Below are 17,358 nucleotides of genomic sequence, written 5' to 3'. Positions count from 1 at the left end.
ATATCTTATTTTGATTTCAACTCAAATTATTTAAAAATCACCTTCAATTCAGTCAAGCACACACAATGACAAGGTAGTAGATAATTCTCTATTAAGCCCCTCTTAGCAAGTTATTTTAAATGCTTTTGATGTCCATTGTATTATAACCGCAATTTAATTAAGTTTGTTTATAAATGTCAAACAAGACGAAATGGACTATCAGACTATTATTCAAGATGCTTCAAGCTGGGTAGATAACTATATTAAAGGTCATAAGAGCGCTAACTTATGCTTCCACAACATGGAGCATATCCTCCAAGTGGTAGATGCAACAAAGAAAATGAGCTCCTATTATCAACTCACGGAAAAAGATAATTTTATTGTTTTAATAGCGGCCTATTTTCATGATGTAGGTTACTATACCGGCCCAAAAGAGGGCCACGAATTACGAAGCGCCGAAATAGCTGAAAATTTCCTATTAGAGAAAAACACGGATATAGAGCTTATCCAAGCCATTAAAAATTGCATTTTCGCAACCCACATGCCTCAGCAACCTAAAAACCTGTTAGAAGAAATTGTCTGCGATGCAGATCTATTTCATTTGGGTAGTGATGGTTTCTCAGAAAGGAATAAACTTATGCGAAAAGAAGCTGGGATTTGCTTAGGGAAAACGATTGAAAAAAGTGATTGGCGTAAAGGAACGATCGATCTTATGGAAAGGCATCACTACCATACAAGTTATGCTAAGCTGTTCTTGACAGACAAGAAAGCCGAAAATCTCAGCACTTTAAAAAAGAAAAAAAGTATTGATGAAAACGGCGAAGTGAATATAGACATTTCCGCTAAAGACCAAGAACATGTTTCCAAAAAAGATAAGAATAAGGACAAAGATAAACGGCCCGAACGAGGGATAGAAACTATGTTCAGAGTGACATCTACCAATAATCAACGACTAAGTGATATGGCAGATAATAAATCTAATATTTTAATAACCGTTAATTCTATCATCCTTTCTGTCATTATTGCCTTGCTATTACGAAAATTAGACAGTAATGAACATCTTGTCATTCCTACTTTTGTTCTGTTGGCAGTGAGCTTATCAACTATGATTGTTGCCATCTTAGCCACAAGGCCAAATATTCCTAGTGGCACTTATTCGGCCGATGATTTAAAGGGGAAAAAAGTAAACCTTTTATTTTTTGGCAATTTTTACAGAATGAATCTGAAGGATTATAATGAAGGGATGCAGGCCGTAATGGAAGATCGCGATTATCTTTATGGTACGCTTATAAAAGATGTCTATTCTCAAGGAGTAGTATTAGGTAGAAAATACAGGTTACTGCGAATAGCTTACAATATTTTTATGTTTGGATTGATAATTTCAGTATTAACTTTTACTGCTGTTATCCTTGGTTTTAGCTAAAAACAACATGATAACTAAAGACAAAAAAAGTTTTTTCAGTAGAGATCTCAGCTGGCTATCTTTCAACGCAAGAGTACTTGAAGAAGCTGCAAATGAAGAGATTCCTTTGCTTGAAAGAATAAAATTTTTAGCTATATATTCATCCAATTTGGATGAATTTTACAGGGTACGGATTCCCGTATTGATGGCCTTAAAGGAAATCAAGAAAAAGAACACCCTGAACAACCTACCCATAAAGAAGGGAATACTAAAAAAAGCAAAGAAAGTAATTGAACAGCAACTTGGGCAGTTTGGGGCTATTATCCAACAGCGTATTGTGCCAGCACTTAGGCATAGCAATGTCCAATTAATATATAACGAATGTATTCCTCCTGTGATTGTGCAACAAACTAAAGAATTTTTCTTTAACGTGCTAGCCTCTTATTTAGAAATTGTATACCCCAATGAAGCATCATTTTTCCCGAAAAACAACCAACTTTATTTAGCTGTAAGACTGCAAAATACAACTAATTCCCCACTGGCTATTATTAACATCCCTTCTGATATAATTTCTAGGTTTTTTACTATCTCAGAGAACAACATCCAGTATATTGTGTTTCTAGAAGATATTCTCAAGCAGCATCTCACTCATATTTTTACCGATGAACTTGTTGGAGCCTATACGTTCAAGGTAACTAGAGATGCTGAGATCGACTTACAAGATGAATATACAGGAGATATTGCGGAGGAAATTGAGAAATTAATAAGTCTTCGGGACTATGGAATGGCTACTCGATTCCTGTACCAACCGGATATTCCCGAAGACACGCTTAATATGCTTATCAAAACCTTACAGATAGAGCATTCAAGTCATATGGCTGGAGGCTTTTATCATAATTTAAGTGATTTTTTTAAGTTTCCTGTTGATCGTGAGGAGTGGAAGTATCCCCCATTTATACCAAATCAATTCGTTCCTAGCTTCCATACACTATTTGAAGAGGTACTTAAGAAAGATGTATTATTGCATACACCCTATGATTCTTACAATACAGTTTTGCGATTTTTTAACGAAGGCGTTATTAATCCCCATGTGGCAGAAATCTATACTACTATGTATAGGGTTGCAGCTGATTCACGTATCATGTATGCGCTTATTAACGCAGCAAAAAATGGAAAGAAAGTAGCTGTACTGGTTGAATTGAAGGCTCGTTTTGATGAAGCCAACAACATTAAGTGGGCAAAAAGAATGAAAGATGCCGGGATACAAATTATTTACAGTCTCCCAACGCTAAAGGTACATGCGAAGATCGCTTTAATAAAGTTTAAGCAGGAAAATGCTAAACATGTCGCTTTACTTTCTACTGGAAATTTAAATGAACATACCGCCAAAACTTATACAGATCATACTTTGTTGACTTCCCATATTAATATAACAAAGGAATTGGATGTCTTATTCACCTATCTACAGAACAAAGTTCCTTTATTGAAACGCCCTGCGATAATTTTTGACCACCTACTGGTTGCTCAATTTAACTTATTGCCCACCTTTATTGATTTAATTGAAAATGAAATTAAATCAGCACAACAAGGGCACGCGGCAGCGATCATATTGAAATTGAATAATCTGGAAGAGGAGGTATTGATCCAAAAATTATATGACGCAAGTAAGCTTGGTGTAAAAATCAAGATCATTGTTAGAAGCATTTGCAGGCTTAAACCTGGCATTCCCGGTCTCAGTACCAATATAGAGGTCTCCCGTATAGTTGACCGGTTTCTAGAACATGGACGTATCTTTATCTTTCACAACCGTGGTGACGAAAAGGTGTTTTTAGGCTCATCTGACTGGATGAACAGAAATATTTACCGACGGATTGAAGTATGTTTTCCCATTTATAATACAATATTAAAAGAAGAGATAAAACAGATTGTCCAACTTCAACTTATGGATGACATAGCAGCCGTTCATTTGGATGAAAACATGAACAATATTCATATCCAGCCGAGCAATTATATACGTTCGCAATTGGCAATCCATCAACTTGTTCAAAATAAACATAGTATATCACCAAATATAACATAGCATAGTATGAAACTTTTATTTACCTTATATATAGCCCTGTTTACCTGCTTTGCGTGCGCACAAAAAAAAGAAAAGTCATATGACGCACCGAATGGTTACGATTTCAGCAACCCAGAAAAATTTACGCTGTCAGAAGATCTGCAGGAAATATCTGGCATCACTTTCGAAAAAGGGAATCCAGACCTTTTGTTCGCCCAGCAGGATGAAGAAGGTAAATTGTTCTACTTTAAGCCGGGGGACAATACTCAGCAATCTGTAGTTTTTGGTAAAAAGGGAGATTACGAAGATCTTGCCGTTACCAACAACTTTGTAGTTATGCTAAGAAGTGATGGGTCCTTATTCACTTTTCCCCTATCGAGTATAAAACAAGAGACCGTTGAAGCAAAGCACTGGAAAGATTTATTACCTAAAGGTGAATATGAAGGCCTTGCCGCAACGGATCAGGATAGCCTATTATATGTACTATGTAAGCAATGTAATATTGATAAAAAAACATCCAAAACCACTGGATATATTCTTAAAATTGCAGCAGGAAACGTCCGTAACAACGGCAGCACCTTTACCATTGATAACGACGCGATCAGTAAAAAGCACGATCTAAAAGGAAAGGCTTTTAGACCTTCTGCTTTAACAAAGAATTTAAAAACAAATGAATGGTTTATTCTATCTTCTGTTAACAGCGTACTGGTCGTAACGGACCCGCAGTGGCAAATAAAAGCGGCTTATCCTTTAGATCCTAAATTATTTAACCAACCTGAAGGAATTGCTTTTGATAAAGCTGGCAATCTCTATATCAGTAATGAAGCAGGAGATCCAACTGGTAACGCTACGCTTCTGAAATTTAGCTTTGATGAAAACAAAAAGTAGGATTAGTTAATTTTAACTTATAATCATGAAACCGCATCTCGCTCATTTTGCATTGCTCTTTTCTCTATGTTGGAGCTTTACTAACTTACGAGCGCAAAACATTGATTCTATTAAAAGCCGCACTATTTTCATAGGAGACGCCGGAGAGATTAATAGCCAGCAAGAAGATATACTTTCCAACGCCGCACGCTATATAATTCCAAACAAAACAAATGTTGTTTTTTTAGGTGACAATATTTATCCAAACGGTATGGCGCTAACGGGCGATCAAACCATAAAGCACGATCAAAATATCTTACGTACACAGTTTGAACCTATGCGAGCAAAAGGTGCTCCAGTATACTTCATTCCCGGAAATCACGACTGGGATCATTCGGGTAAAAAGGGTTTAGAAAAAATAAGAGCCCAATCAGCTTTTATAAAAACTTTTCAGGATTCCCTATTGAAGATGGTACCCGACAATGGTTGCCCTGACCCCATTGAAATACAGGTTTCTGAAAATGTGGTGATGATTGTTTATGATAGTGAGTGGTGGCTCTTTCCGTATAAAAAATTAAGCGCAGGCATTACCTGTGATTGCGAATCAACCCAAGAGGTAGAGGAACGGATGGAAGAGCTCTTGTACAAAAACAGGGATAAAATGATTTTACTGGCCGCCCACCATCCTTTTCGCTCATATGGAGTACACGGAGGTTATTATTCTTGGAAAGATCATATTTTCCCACTGACCAATCTTAATAAAAATCTTTTCGTGCCATTACCCTTAATAGGGTCACTATATCCTGTTTTACGTTCAACTGTATTCTTAAATCCTGAAGACCTGCATCATCCCGCTTATCAACAAATGATTGCTAAAATCAGTCAGGCATTTGAAGAGTTCCCAAATATCCTATTTATTGGAGGCCATGAACATGGGCTTCAACTTATAAATTATCAACATACGCTACAAATTATAAGTGGAGCTGGAGCTAAAACAACACCTATCAAAAAAAGTAAAAATTCGTTATTCAAAGCCGCAAAACCTGGTTTTGTAGCTGTAGACGAATTATTAAATAAAAATATACGAATAACCTTTTACACCTATGAGAACAACCATTTACAAGAAGCATTTTCATACGTTAAACCCTATAATTCGTCAGCAACGCTGATTGACTCGCTCCCAGCAGCTCTTTCACAGGAAGATAGCATTTATACGCAGGCGAATCCTACATACGATAAAGTTGGAAATTTCCATCGAAAGCTTTTCGGAGAAAATTATAGAAAAGAATGGGCAGCTGAAACAGAAGTTCCTATTATTCGGATTTCATCTTTTGAGGGCGGACTAACCCCTTTAAAACGTGGTGGTGGTATGCAAACGGTGTCACTGCGACTGGAAGATAAAAAGGGGAAGCAGTGGGTCATTCGAAGTGTTAATAAGAATACGGATGCATTGTTGCCAGCAGAACTGCAACAAACCTTTGCACGCGACTTTCTTGACGATGCGAATAGCGCGCAACACCCCTATAGTGCACTTATGGTTCCTCCACTCGCTGATGCTGTAGGTATACCACATACCAATCCAATAATAGGCATTATTGCTCCAGACACCGCTCTTGGCGTATTTAATAAGATTTTTGCCAACACTTTATGCCTCGTCGAAGAGCGGGAACCGCTTGGAGATTCGGATAATACACCCAAAATGCTTAGTAAATTGAATCATGATAATGATGATACCTACAAAGCTAAGACATTCTTACGTGCAAGAATGTTAGATTTATTGATTGGAGATTGGGATCGGCATGAAGATCAATGGAGATGGAAAGATGAAGGCAAAGAAGGAGATAAAGATTATTTACCTATACCGCGTGATCGTGACCAGGCTTTTCGCGTAACAGATGGTTTTTTTCCAGGTATTGCTTCCAAAAGCTGGGTCCTTCCTACCTTGCAAGGCTTCTCTTCGACTATTAAACATGTGGATTATTCACTCTTTAAGTCGGACTTTTTAAATGCCCATCCTAAAGCTCAATTTAGCCATAAGGAATGGATGAAGATGGTCGACGAATTTGTTAAAGACATAACAGATAGCGTATTGGAAGAGAGCTTAAGACGACTACCTTCTTCTTCTTATAAGATAAGACACGATGCTTTATTTGAAAAACTAAAGCAACGACGAGATGCCATCCCTGAAGCAATGGATACCTATTATCGATTTATAAACAATATTATAGATATTAAATTAAGCGATAAACATGAAAGGGTAGAAGTAACGGATGAATCTCGAGATGCGCTAAAAGTAAGCGTACGCAAAATCAATAAAGAAGGTGAGGTAACAAAAAAGTTGATGGAGAAGGTCTATGATCCTGACCTCACGGAAGAAATACGTATTTATTTGGGAGGAGGGGACGACAGCGTGCACATAAACAATAGCCAATCCAAAATTAAACTTCGTATTATAGGGGGCCAAGGGTCAAAAGATTATCATATTGACACAGCAGCTAACAATATTAAATTATATGATGTTGCTAGTAGAACTTCTTTTTCTGGACATACGGAGAAGTTACGCAGACATTTATCTAATGATAGCGCCAATACAGCCTTTGTACCTGTAAATTTATATAATGTTTGGATGCCATTAGTTACCCTTGGTTATAATGCCGACGACGGTTTGATGGTTGGCGGGGGTTTTAGATACACCCATCAACGAGGCTTCCGAAAGACGCCGTTTACCAATAGGCAGCAACTACTCGTATCCGGTGCTTTTGCTACCGGCGCGGTAAAAGTGAGGTATCATGGGCTTTGGAAAGAATTGATAGGTAAAGCCGACTTACGTTTGGACGTTCATATAAATGCTCCGAATAACACGCAGAACTTTTTCGGCCTGGGCAATACTTCTGTATATGACAAAGACCAGCATAATGTACGGTACTATAGAGCTCGATTCAACCTCTATGAGGTACAAAGTGCATTGCAATGGACACCTTCTGAAAATGCTACCTTAAGTATTGGTCCTGCCTTTCAGCTTTACTATTATGACTCGGATGATAATGAAGGGCGCTTCATCAACAATACAAGCCAACTTCATACCTATGATAGCTTAACGATCGCAAAGGACAAAACATTCGCGGGTATTTATGCACGATTTATAAAAGATAGTCGTAACAGCGCACTATTAACAACTGATGGTGGATATTTCCGCTTTGACGTTAATGGATATAAAGGTCTAAACAGTTTTTCAAAATCCTTTTTACAAGCAAAGGTTGAAATGGCTGTTTATAAAAGTTTCTTCCAAAAGGCTATTGTTATTGCTAATCGAATAGGTGGTGGAGCAACTTTTGGGAAAACCACGTTTTATCAGGCATTATTTCTTGGTGGCCAAGAAAATTTATGGGGTTATCGACAATATCGATTTGCCGGTGAACAGTTATTTTTTAATAATTTTGAAGCCAGAATTAAATTAGCTCAAATAGGCAGCTATATCGTACCCGGTCAATTAGGTATTATTGGCTTTTACGACATTGGTAAGGTGTGGGCAGAAGGACTTAACAGCGAGCGTATACATCAGGGAACAGGAGGAGGGTTTTATTATGCTCCTGCCCGCATTGCCTTGCTGCAGTTTGTATTTGGTCATTCAAGAGAAGGGTGGTATCCATACTTTACTATGGGGTTTCGTTTTTAATTGCATTACAATCATCATGCATACACAGGTAATTAACATATCGGAAATTAAAAATTCTATACTCGATGATTTAGATATTGAACTATCCTTAGATCACTTCATCGCACATGTAGAACGGATGACAGGAGAGGTAGAGGAGGCGAAGCGCGAAATGTTTACATTTATATTGGAAAAACTTTCAACAGCCAAGAATACTTTCGGATCATTGTCTGAAAGCAATTTAAGTCAATATTCGAATGCTCTTTTTTATACATACAATTTACTGGTACCGCCACTAATTGATGAAAAAGAAAGTTTATGGGCGCTGGCTGCTCCTTTAGGAGGAAAAATCTACTATGGGACAAACAGTTTCTATCAGTTACTTAATCAGGCGTTTTGTAAAGATAGTTTCCCTAAAGGTCAAGAAAAAAATAATCATCAAGATCTAGAAGAACAAACCATATATGCCCTGATACTAGAGCGATTCTATGACTTCCCAGCATTTGACGGTGAAGAAATAATATATTCAGGCGAAGATCTCCAAACAGGGTTACCAAAGTATTACGCCATTGAAATAAATAATGATTTCGTTGAAATCGTTCCAAGAGCTGAGCTACCACCAATGGATTATAAAAAGCTGAAGCAGCAAAAAGTTCAGCCCTTCGATTGGAAAATTCTTCGGGAAATGCTTCCCCTTAAGGAATTTAAGTTTAAAGGCTTTTCGATTATTTCCCTAAAGGAAATTACCACCGATCGCGTCATTCAAAATATTCGCAATATTGTGAGTAAAAATACGGATGATGATATTCAAAACCACTATTCAATATTGGAAGAATCCCTGCAAATTTTAACAGGAAACCAGCATATTAAATTTGGCCTCTCTCCTATTTTAAGTCTCAATGAAAAACCTATTTTAGATCAGGTATACATACATGGCAGCATTTTACCCAACCTATTAAAGAAGAAAACCAAAAATTGCGCAGAGGCAAATATCTCAGAATCCTATTTATCAAACCCCCAAATTATCGTTTATAATATTGGGGTAGAAGTTGGAGACAGCTCTTTTAAATTTCTCAATGATTTATCAGATTTGGGCGTTACCTCTTATGTATGTATTCCGCTCTATTATAACAGTGATGTTACCGGTCTTTTGGAAGTTTATACAGAGAATGGTTATACATTCGATAAAGTTGCTCTAGCCAAACTTCAAAAAGTATCGCCGTTACTTGCCCAATTACTATATGATCAGGCCAATAGGTTCAGCACTAAAATAGAAGATGTTATTAAAGAAAAGTTTACATCGCTGCAACCTGCTGTGCAATGGAAATTTAATGAAACAGCTTATGAGTATTTAAAAAATATAGTTCCTAACAAGCCTAAACCCGCTATAGATAATATACAATTTAAAAATGTATTTCCGCTGTATGGAGCTATTGATATACGCAATTCAACCATTGAACGTAATACAGCACTTATTGCCGATTATAAAACGCAATTAAATTTACTGCAACATGTACTTCATGAGATAAAGAGTTTCTACAACATAGCTTTGTTAGATGAGATGATCTTTAATTGCAATAAGTGGATGGAAAAATTAGATAGGGAGCCAATTGACAGTGTACAGATGAAAGTAAGAGACTTCATGGAAAAGGAAGCTTACATGCTACTTCAACATTTCAAAAGTAGTAACCACCAATTGGCAAAAACTATCCAAAATTATGAAGATGAAACACTGCCGGAAACAGGCTCCACCCATGAACGAAGGAGAGCATTAGAATCATCTATTGCAACTATTAACAGTGCTATCAATGGTTATTTGGAATTGCTGAATGAAGAAATACAACAATCCTATCCTTGTTATTTCGAAAAATTTAGAACGGACGGGATTGAATATGATATTTATATAGGCCAATCCATCGCCCCAAAAAAGCCATTTGATAATCTTTATTTAAAAAATGTGCGATTATGGCAAATTTCATCGATGGCTGCTATCGCTAAGATTACGCATAACCTCATCCACCAGATGGAAACACCGCTTGAAACGACGCAGCTAATTTTCATTAATGGGAATGATATTGATATTAGTTTTAGAGTGGATGAAAGGCGGTTCGATGTAGAAGGAGCTTACAATATACGGTACCATATTATCAAAAAGCGAATAGACAAAGTTCACTTAAAAGATTCGCTTGAACGCTTAACGCAGCCTGGAAAAATAGCCTTAGTATATAGCGACGCTAGGGAAATACGGGAATATCTAAGTTATATTACCTATCTGCAAAATAAAGATATTTTACTAGAAGATATGGAAGAAGTAGAATTGGAAGAATTACAAGGCGTAAGTGGTTTGAAGGCCATTAGAATAGGTGTGAAGCTTTAGTATTAAAAATTTCCTGTTAAAGTAAATCCCCGCATAGATGGACTAAAGTTCCAAGTAATTTTGTCTTTCCTTCTGAAAAGGTTTGTGTTCTTGTTTTGTTCCATTCTTTTGATAACTGATTGGGCACAGAACCATGAAATAGCTCCCCCAAACGCCATATCGGATAGCCAATGGGCGTCTGAATACATGCGACTAACTAAGGTAACTCCCGCCGTGCCATAAAAAGCAGCTTTTAGCACAGGGCTTTCTACTCGATGTGCTAATATTACGGCGCTGATAGTGGCAATTTGAATATGTCCAGATGGAAAAGAGTGATAACCTGGGTCGGGAGAAAAAGGATCAAAGCGCCAAGGGCCTACACCTGTACCAGGTCTCGCTCTGCCTACAGCTGTCTTCATGAACGTTTGGACAGCACCACCTGTGAGATAAGCAGCAGCTAACATTAAACCTGTTTCTCTTGCCCATTTATTTTTAATAACTACGCCAGTAAGATAAAAACCTCCCGTCATGATAAAAGCGGCATACGGCTTTCCATAATGAAAACCCGCCCGCTCTACACCATCCCATACCTTTGAATCTCTCTTCTGCCAAAAACTTCTCACCGGCTTATCTACTAATGTAAGCAATGCTGTGCCACCAATTACGCCACCCACCTTCAGCCAATCTTTGCTTTTCCAACGTATGGGAGATATGAGCGTATGAATCGAAGCATCAGCAAAGCGAATGGCATCGTTTGACTTTGGTTTTACAGGAATTGAATCGGTTACCTCTTCATAAGCATTTGCTAAAGTGCTAACAAAGCTTAAAAGCACGAAAAATAAGGTTAGTCTCTTTTGAATCATCCGCATGCAAGCAATTATATAATCATCAAAACTTTTGAAGGACATAAAATATATCGCAAAATAAAAAATTAAACTGATAAAAAGAACATTGCGCTGGTATGTACACGCGATCACTCAAATCTCCTGTGACCATTTATTTAAGTCGATAGAATAGTATTAAGACTTGGCACAGAACTTGTATAAAAATTAAAATGAAAAAAATATTATCTCTTAGTTTAATAGCTGCTATGCTACTCTTTTCGAGTTGCTATTCCCACCGTACAGCCGGACGTAGTGGAAAGGTACCTCCAGGGCAAGCAAAAAAAGCCTATGGTAAAAAATCGGCTAAACAATTTGCTCCCGGACAACGAAAGAAAAACTACAATTATCGCTATGATTAGTGATCGTTTAACTCTATAACAAGCTCAATTCCTCCTAATTGTTTGGCATTTATTAATGCAAAATTTTAGCGGTTATCCAAACTCGCTATAAACCTGAATTACAATAATTTATTATAAATATAAAATAACTTGAAATTTCTACAACAATTATATGCACAAACATATACTATATTTACTGCGCGATAATTACTGATCATGAAATTACTTCTAAGATACCTTAGTGAATATAAATGGTTGATTTTTCTAGCCTTAATACTAGCGGCTATCAATCAAGTTTTCTCTTTATTAAACCCATATATTTTGGGTAACTTAATAATCGACCCTTATGCGAACAAAGCACAAAGCTTTCGAGACAATGGTGCAGATAATGCGTTTTTTAAGGGAATCACCATTGGACTTTTAATGATTATTGGCGTGGCAATGGTTTCACGCATCGCGAAAGCATTTCAAGATTATGTAGTAAACGTGGTCATCCAAAAATTTGGTGCTAAGCTTTATACCGACGGACTACAGCATGCTTTACGGCTACCGTTTCAAGATTTTGAAGATCAGCGAAGTGGTGAAACACTTTCTGTTTTACAAAAAGTGAGGGCCGACTGTGAAAAGTTTATTACCAGTTTTGTAAACGTTCTTTTTGCTACCCTCGTGGGAATTGTATTTGTAGTAATAGTAGCATTTAAGCTGAGTCCTTTATTGCCAGCTATTTATTTAGTTGGATCTGTTGTTTTAGCACTTCTTACCAGCTTTTTAAGTCGAAAAATAAAATATATTCAAAAAAATATTGTGGGAGAAACCACTGCACTTGCCGGATCTACAACAGAATCATTGCGGAACATCGAATTAGTTAAAAGTTTAGGGTTGACCCATCAGGAAATTGGTAGGTTGAATGATACTACGATGAAAATCTTAAAACTAGAATTGCGAAAGGTAAAAAGTATCCGGTCGGTGAGTTTTATTCAAGGTACTTTCGTTAACTTCTTACAACAATGTATCATGTTTGCACTTTTGTTTTTTGTGTTTAGGGATAAAATTACCGTTGGACAGATGATGATGATGCAATTCTATTCTTTCTTTATATTCGGTCCCCTTCAGGAACTAGGTAATATTATTATGTCATATCGTGAGGCGGAAGCTTCATTAAATAACCTGCAAAGCCTCCTAAGTAAAAAAATAGAGTACCAACCGACAGCTCCAAAAAGAATCAATGCAATTCATGAATTACGGTTTGAGGCTGTTCGTTTTCAACACCAATCGGCTACTAAGCCTGCCCTTGATGGTATAACATTTTCTGTAACGCAGGGAGAAACCATTGCATTTGTTGGGCCCTCCGGCTCTGGAAAAACGACCTTAGTAAAACTACTGGTAGGATTATATCATCCAAGTGCAGGTAAAGTTTTTTATAACAATTTTAGCGATACAGAGGTTGACTTTGAGGAGTTAAGGCATCAGATTGGTTTTGTTACACAAGACACACAGCTTTTCTCAGGTACGATCAGAGAGAATCTTTTATTTGTGAATCCAACCGCTACTGATGACATGATCATCGATGTTATTCATAAAGCTTCTGGCCAAAACATTTTGGCGCGTGCTGAAAAAGGGCTTGAAACGGTTATTGGCGAGGGGGGATTAAAACTATCTGGTGGAGAAAGACAACGTTTATCCATAGCAAGAGCTTTATTACGACAGCCTAATTTATTAATATTCGATGAGGCTACTTCTGCACTCGATTCTTTAACGGAAGATGCCATTTCAAGCACGATTAGGCATATTACAGCACAAAGGCAGCATTTAACTATTATGATCGCGCACAGATTATCCACTGTTATGCATGCTGATAGAATTTATGTACTTGAAAAAGGAAAAATCATAGAGACAGGTAATCATCTCGATTTATTAGATCTGAAAGGACTTTATTACGCGATGTGGCGTCAGCAAATAGGTGAACGCAAAGAAGATACTGTTGAGACAATTTGACAATCACTATGCCTTTTGCAAAGAAGCTTTTAATAGTTGAATGACTTCTGTTAATTCGATATCAGTTAAGGAAGCAAAGCCAAACCGAATAGCATTATAATCCTCGTTATGTGTATTATATTTAGTACCATCACTCATTAATAATCGGTGTTTGGCTGCATTTGATGCAATTTTTTTAAGTGGATACCCCTTCCCAAATTTTATCCAAACGGCCATTCCGCCCGTTGGGATATCAAATGTCACAAAGTCTTGAAGATGCTGCCTCATCAGTTCACATAACAGATCCCTCCTATGCATATAAATTTTGTTCGATTTTTTTATATGACGATTAATATCTCCTGAAGCTATGAGAACCGACAAAGCCTCTTCCATTATAAAATCTCCCCGCAAGCTAATACTACGCCGTATTTTTATGGCCTCGTCTATAAGTTCGACAGGGGCGACCATGAAACCTATTCTGATGGATGGCGCTAGGCATTTCGTGAGTGAACCAATATAAATAATTCTATTACTGTTATAGCTTACTAAAGGTAAATAGGGGGCTGAATGATAATGGAAGTCGTAATCATAGTCATCTTCTACAATGACAAAATTAAACTTTTCGGCCAGCGCGATGAGTTGCATGCGTCGTTGAGGGCTCAATGTTACTGTAGTAGGATGATGATGGTGTGGAATAATGTATAACATCTTTACGTTATACTTTAAACAAAATTCTTCTACCTGATCAACGTCAATCCCGTCCTTGTCTACTAATGCGCGAAGAATATTGGCTTCCAAGCTTTCAAATACACTATTAGCCATAAAATAACCAGGTTCACCAACAACCACATAGTCTCCCGGTCTCAATAAAAGTTGTGCCGACATAAAAATTCCCATTTGAGCCCCTTGGGTAATTAAAATATTTGGCGTTATCGCCTGGATCCCTCTGGTTTCTGCCAAATAAGACAGCAACGTTTCTCGCAGCGATAGAGACCCCGGAGAGAGCGTACCAGCATTATTCTTAAATAAAAAATTCTTTTGTATTCGTATCTTATACTCCCTTATAAGTGCTTCTAATGGTGCGATTCGGGCATCTGGCAACCCATCATCAATTACCCAGTCATATTTTGATGACTCAACTGTAGGTTCGGCAATATAATGTGTATTAACCCTATAAAAAGGAAGCGGTACCGATAACCTTTCATAGGGTCCATCCTTTTCCCATTTTACCGGCGTCAGTTCGGGCAACGCAGACGATACAAATACTCCTCTTTTCGGTGAAGTAGTTGTCCAGCCCTGCATTTGAATTTCGCTGTATGCTGCTACTATCGTTTTGCGATGCACCTGTAACAAATCTGCCAACTCCCGCGAGCTTGGCAATTTTTGCTTCGATTTAAGAACTCCTCTTCGTATTAAGGCTGTTAGTTGATTAGCAATTTGTAGATAAACGGGAACAGCCGATTTCCTATTAATAATTAAGAGGTTTACAAAAGGGAGCATATCTGGACTATTTTATATATACAATCTGGACGACAACACTAGTCCAAATATACTATATCTTTGAATATAAAATAATATCATGTCAAAAAGAAAAACACTTCAAGAAGCAGATCCCAAGGCATTCCAGGCGATGATGGCCTTTGAAAATTATCTTGCACAAAGTCCCTTAACAAAAACCCATGCTGAGTTAATTAAAATAAGGGTTTCACAGATTAATGGTTGCGCTTATTGTATAAACAAACATACAAAGGATGCTCGCGCCGCCGGAGAAACAGAACAAAGAATATTTTTGCTAAGTGCCTGGAAAGAGGTTCCACTCTTTTCGGAGGAAGAAAAAGCAATCTTGGCCCTCGTGGAAGAAATGACTCTTATTGCCGAAAAAGGAGTATCAGACGAGGTATACAATAAAGCAATAGCATTGCTAGGACAGTCGTACGCAACTGCCGTAATCATGGGTATTGTTGCAATGAACGCCTGGAATCGAATCGGTATAACAACTGCCAGGGAGGTAGAAGGATAGTAAAACTTACATGAAATCTTTAGAAAATGAATATAACTTATAAAGTTGACGTCATTCCGTCAGCAGAACAAATAATTGAACTTTATAATGACGCCCCGTTAAGCAGGCCCACAACTGATTCATTGAGAATTGGGAAAATGTATGAGCAATCTAATCTTGTGATAACAGCCTGGAACGGTGATGAACTTGTTGGAGTTGCGCGCTCGCTTACTGATTTCTGTTTTGCTTGTTACCTTTCTGACCTTGCCGTTAAAAAACATTATCAGAAATTTGGCATCGGTAGAGAATTGGTTTCTTTGACAAAAAAGAAAATAGGTGATCAGAGTATGTTACTTTTGCTTTCAGTTGAAACAGCAATGGAGTATTACCCTAAGATCGGCATGCATAAGGTAGAAAACGGCTTCATCATCAATCGCCTAAGGTAAATAAGACAAATTGCGGAGGGCAGCCCTCACCATGAATTATGAAGGAGTGTTATTAACTATTGTAAGGTAAAATTTATTTTGCTACATTGCTATTAAATTACAAAGCATCATAAAGACCAATTATATCACTTACGGCTTATAAAGTAAAATTTTTAAAGTTGCTATTGTTAACGTTTATAGTAAATCCCTATTAATTATGATACGTTTAACTAAACATGTGTTCCCTTATTCGCTAGGCATGCTATTTTTATTATTATTTAGCACCCTTACTTCCTTTACTCATAGGAAAAATTATCAGGAAGCATTAAAGATCAATGACAAGGCACCAGATTTTTCACTCCGTGGCATAGACGATAAACGCTATACACTTAAAGATTTTGAGAAGTCGCCTATCTTAGTAGTCATATTTACGTGTAACCATTGCCCGACTGCTCAAGCCTATGAAGATCGCATTATCAACCTTACTAATAAATACCAGAGTCAGGGTGTTTCCGTAGTGGCTATATCTCCAAATGATCCCTCTGCTGTTCGCCTTGATGAATTGGGATATAGTGAATACAGTGATTCGTTAGAAGAAATGAAACTGCGTGCGCAAGACAAAAAATTCAATTTCCCTTATTTATACGACGGAGAGGAACAAATTGTATCAAAACAATATGGCGCGGTAGCTACTCCGCATGTATTTATATTTGATAACAAAAGAACACTACAATATAGGGGAAGATTCGATGATAATGAAAACCCGAAAGAGGTACAGCACCATAATGTGATATCGGCCATAGAATCGCTGCTCGCTAAAAAAGAGGTTGCCGTTCAGGAAACAAAAACATTTGGCTGTAGCGTAAAATGGGCAGAGAAGGAAAACACCGTACAAAAAGCAGATGCGGCTTGGGCGAAGGAACCGGTTACACTCAATCCGATACAAGTTACACAAATCGATTCGCTCATTGAAAATAAGTCAGACAAACTTAGATTAATTAATGTTTGGGCAACCTGGTGCGGCCCATGTGTAGCAGAATTTTCTTCGTTTGTTACAATCAATAGAATGTATAGGAATCGCCCATTTGAATTAATTACCATCAGCGCGGATGACCCCAAAAAACCGCAACTTGCAGTAGATTTTCTAAAAAAGAAAGGAGCTGCCAACCAAAATTTCCTATTTGCTGGCAAAAGTAAATACGATTTAATAGAAGCTATTGACGAAAATTGGCCCGGAGCACTCCCTTACACCTTATTGGTGGCTCCTGGTGGTAAAATATTATACAGCAAGCAAGGAGAGATAGACCCCGTTCAAATGAAAAAGGAGATTTTAAAACACATAGGCAGGTATTATTTTTAAAATTTCAAAAAGATCATTACAAAAATATTTGCATATATGTAGTTAACTACGTAGTTTTGA

12 protein-coding genes are annotated in these 17,358 nt (G+C 37.4%); 10 read left to right on the top strand and 2 right to left on the bottom strand.

The annotated features are described in order from the left end of the window. Positions 1-190: 190 nt before the first annotated feature. From BMY50_RS26810 to BMY50_RS26790, 5 genes are read left to right on the top strand one after another with little or no spacing between them, the layout of a single operon-like run. Positions 191-1,402, top strand: coding sequence for a Pycsar system effector family protein (locus BMY50_RS26810; RefSeq protein ID WP_093332681.1), 1,212 nt, complete (start codon positions 191-193; stop codon positions 1,400-1,402). Positions 1,403-1,409: 7 nt separating this feature from the next. Beyond that, positions 1,410-3,461 (top strand): polyphosphate kinase 1, encoded by a 2,052-nt coding sequence (ppk1, locus tag BMY50_RS26805; RefSeq protein ID WP_093332678.1) that lies wholly within the window; start codon positions 1,410-1,412, stop codon positions 3,459-3,461. 6 nt (positions 3,462-3,467) lie between these two features. Further along, complete coding sequence (locus BMY50_RS26800; RefSeq protein ID WP_093332675.1) at positions 3,468-4,328, top strand: SdiA-regulated domain-containing protein; 861 nt, start codon at positions 3,468-3,470, stop codon at positions 4,326-4,328. A gap of 25 nt (positions 4,329-4,353) precedes the next feature. Further along, on the top strand, positions 4,354-7,983 hold the full coding sequence (locus BMY50_RS26795; protein WP_093332672.1) for a metallophosphoesterase: 3,630 nt from the start codon (positions 4,354-4,356) through the stop codon (positions 7,981-7,983). Between the two features lie 16 nt (positions 7,984-7,999). Then, positions 8,000-10,339, top strand: coding sequence for a hypothetical protein (locus BMY50_RS26790; protein WP_093332669.1), 2,340 nt, complete (start codon positions 8,000-8,002; stop codon positions 10,337-10,339). A gap of 2 nt (positions 10,340-10,341) precedes the next feature. On the opposite strand, the gene BMY50_RS26785 is transcribed toward BMY50_RS26790, so the two are convergent. Continuing rightward, entirely contained in the window at positions 10,342-11,181 is an 840-nt protein-coding gene (locus BMY50_RS26785) for a phosphatase PAP2 family protein (protein ID WP_162276685.1), read from the bottom strand. 191 nt (positions 11,182-11,372) lie between these two features. Between BMY50_RS26785 and BMY50_RS26780 the strand changes: the two genes are divergently transcribed. Both BMY50_RS26780 and BMY50_RS26775 read left to right on the top strand, forming a co-directional pair. Continuing rightward, positions 11,373-11,561: a hypothetical protein gene (locus tag BMY50_RS26780; RefSeq protein ID WP_093332663.1), complete on the top strand. Its 189-nt coding sequence runs from the start codon at positions 11,373-11,375 to the stop codon at positions 11,559-11,561. 195 nt (positions 11,562-11,756) lie between these two features. After that, positions 11,757-13,535: an ABC transporter ATP-binding protein gene (locus BMY50_RS26775; protein WP_093332660.1), complete on the top strand. Its 1,779-nt coding sequence runs from the start codon at positions 11,757-11,759 to the stop codon at positions 13,533-13,535. 6 nt (positions 13,536-13,541) lie between these two features. Here BMY50_RS26775 and BMY50_RS26770 read toward each other — a convergent pair whose 3' ends face one another. Then, the gene (locus BMY50_RS26770) at positions 13,542-15,014 is read right to left on the bottom strand and encodes an aminotransferase-like domain-containing protein (protein WP_093332658.1); all 1,473 of its coding nucleotides are present in this window, start codon (positions 15,012-15,014) and stop codon (positions 13,542-13,544) included. 79 nt (positions 15,015-15,093) lie between these two features. Here BMY50_RS26770 and BMY50_RS26765 point away from each other — a divergent pair, with 79 nt between their 5' ends. From BMY50_RS26765 to BMY50_RS26755, 3 genes are all read left to right on the top strand, one after another. Next, the gene (locus tag BMY50_RS26765) at positions 15,094-15,534 is read left to right on the top strand and encodes a carboxymuconolactone decarboxylase family protein (protein ID WP_093332655.1); all 441 of its coding nucleotides are present in this window, start codon (positions 15,094-15,096) and stop codon (positions 15,532-15,534) included. A 26-nt stretch (positions 15,535-15,560) separates the two neighbouring features. Beyond that, positions 15,561-15,959 carry a GNAT family N-acetyltransferase gene (locus BMY50_RS26760; RefSeq protein WP_093332652.1) on the top strand — a complete coding sequence of 133 codons (399 nt, stop codon included), beginning with the start codon at positions 15,561-15,563 and terminating at the stop codon, positions 15,957-15,959. Between the two features lie 196 nt (positions 15,960-16,155). Continuing rightward, positions 16,156-17,298, top strand: a complete 1,143-nt coding sequence (locus tag BMY50_RS26755; protein WP_093332649.1) for a redoxin domain-containing protein — start codon at positions 16,156-16,158, stop codon at positions 17,296-17,298. Positions 17,299-17,358 lie beyond the last annotated feature (60 nt).

It is taken from the genome of Olivibacter domesticus (genome assembly GCF_900109575.1).
GTDB classification, from domain to species: Bacteria; Bacteroidota; Bacteroidia; order Sphingobacteriales; family Sphingobacteriaceae; genus Olivibacter; species Olivibacter domesticus.
The sequence above is the reverse complement of the archived record's forward strand: the minus strand, read 5'-3'. Positions and strand labels throughout refer to the sequence as shown.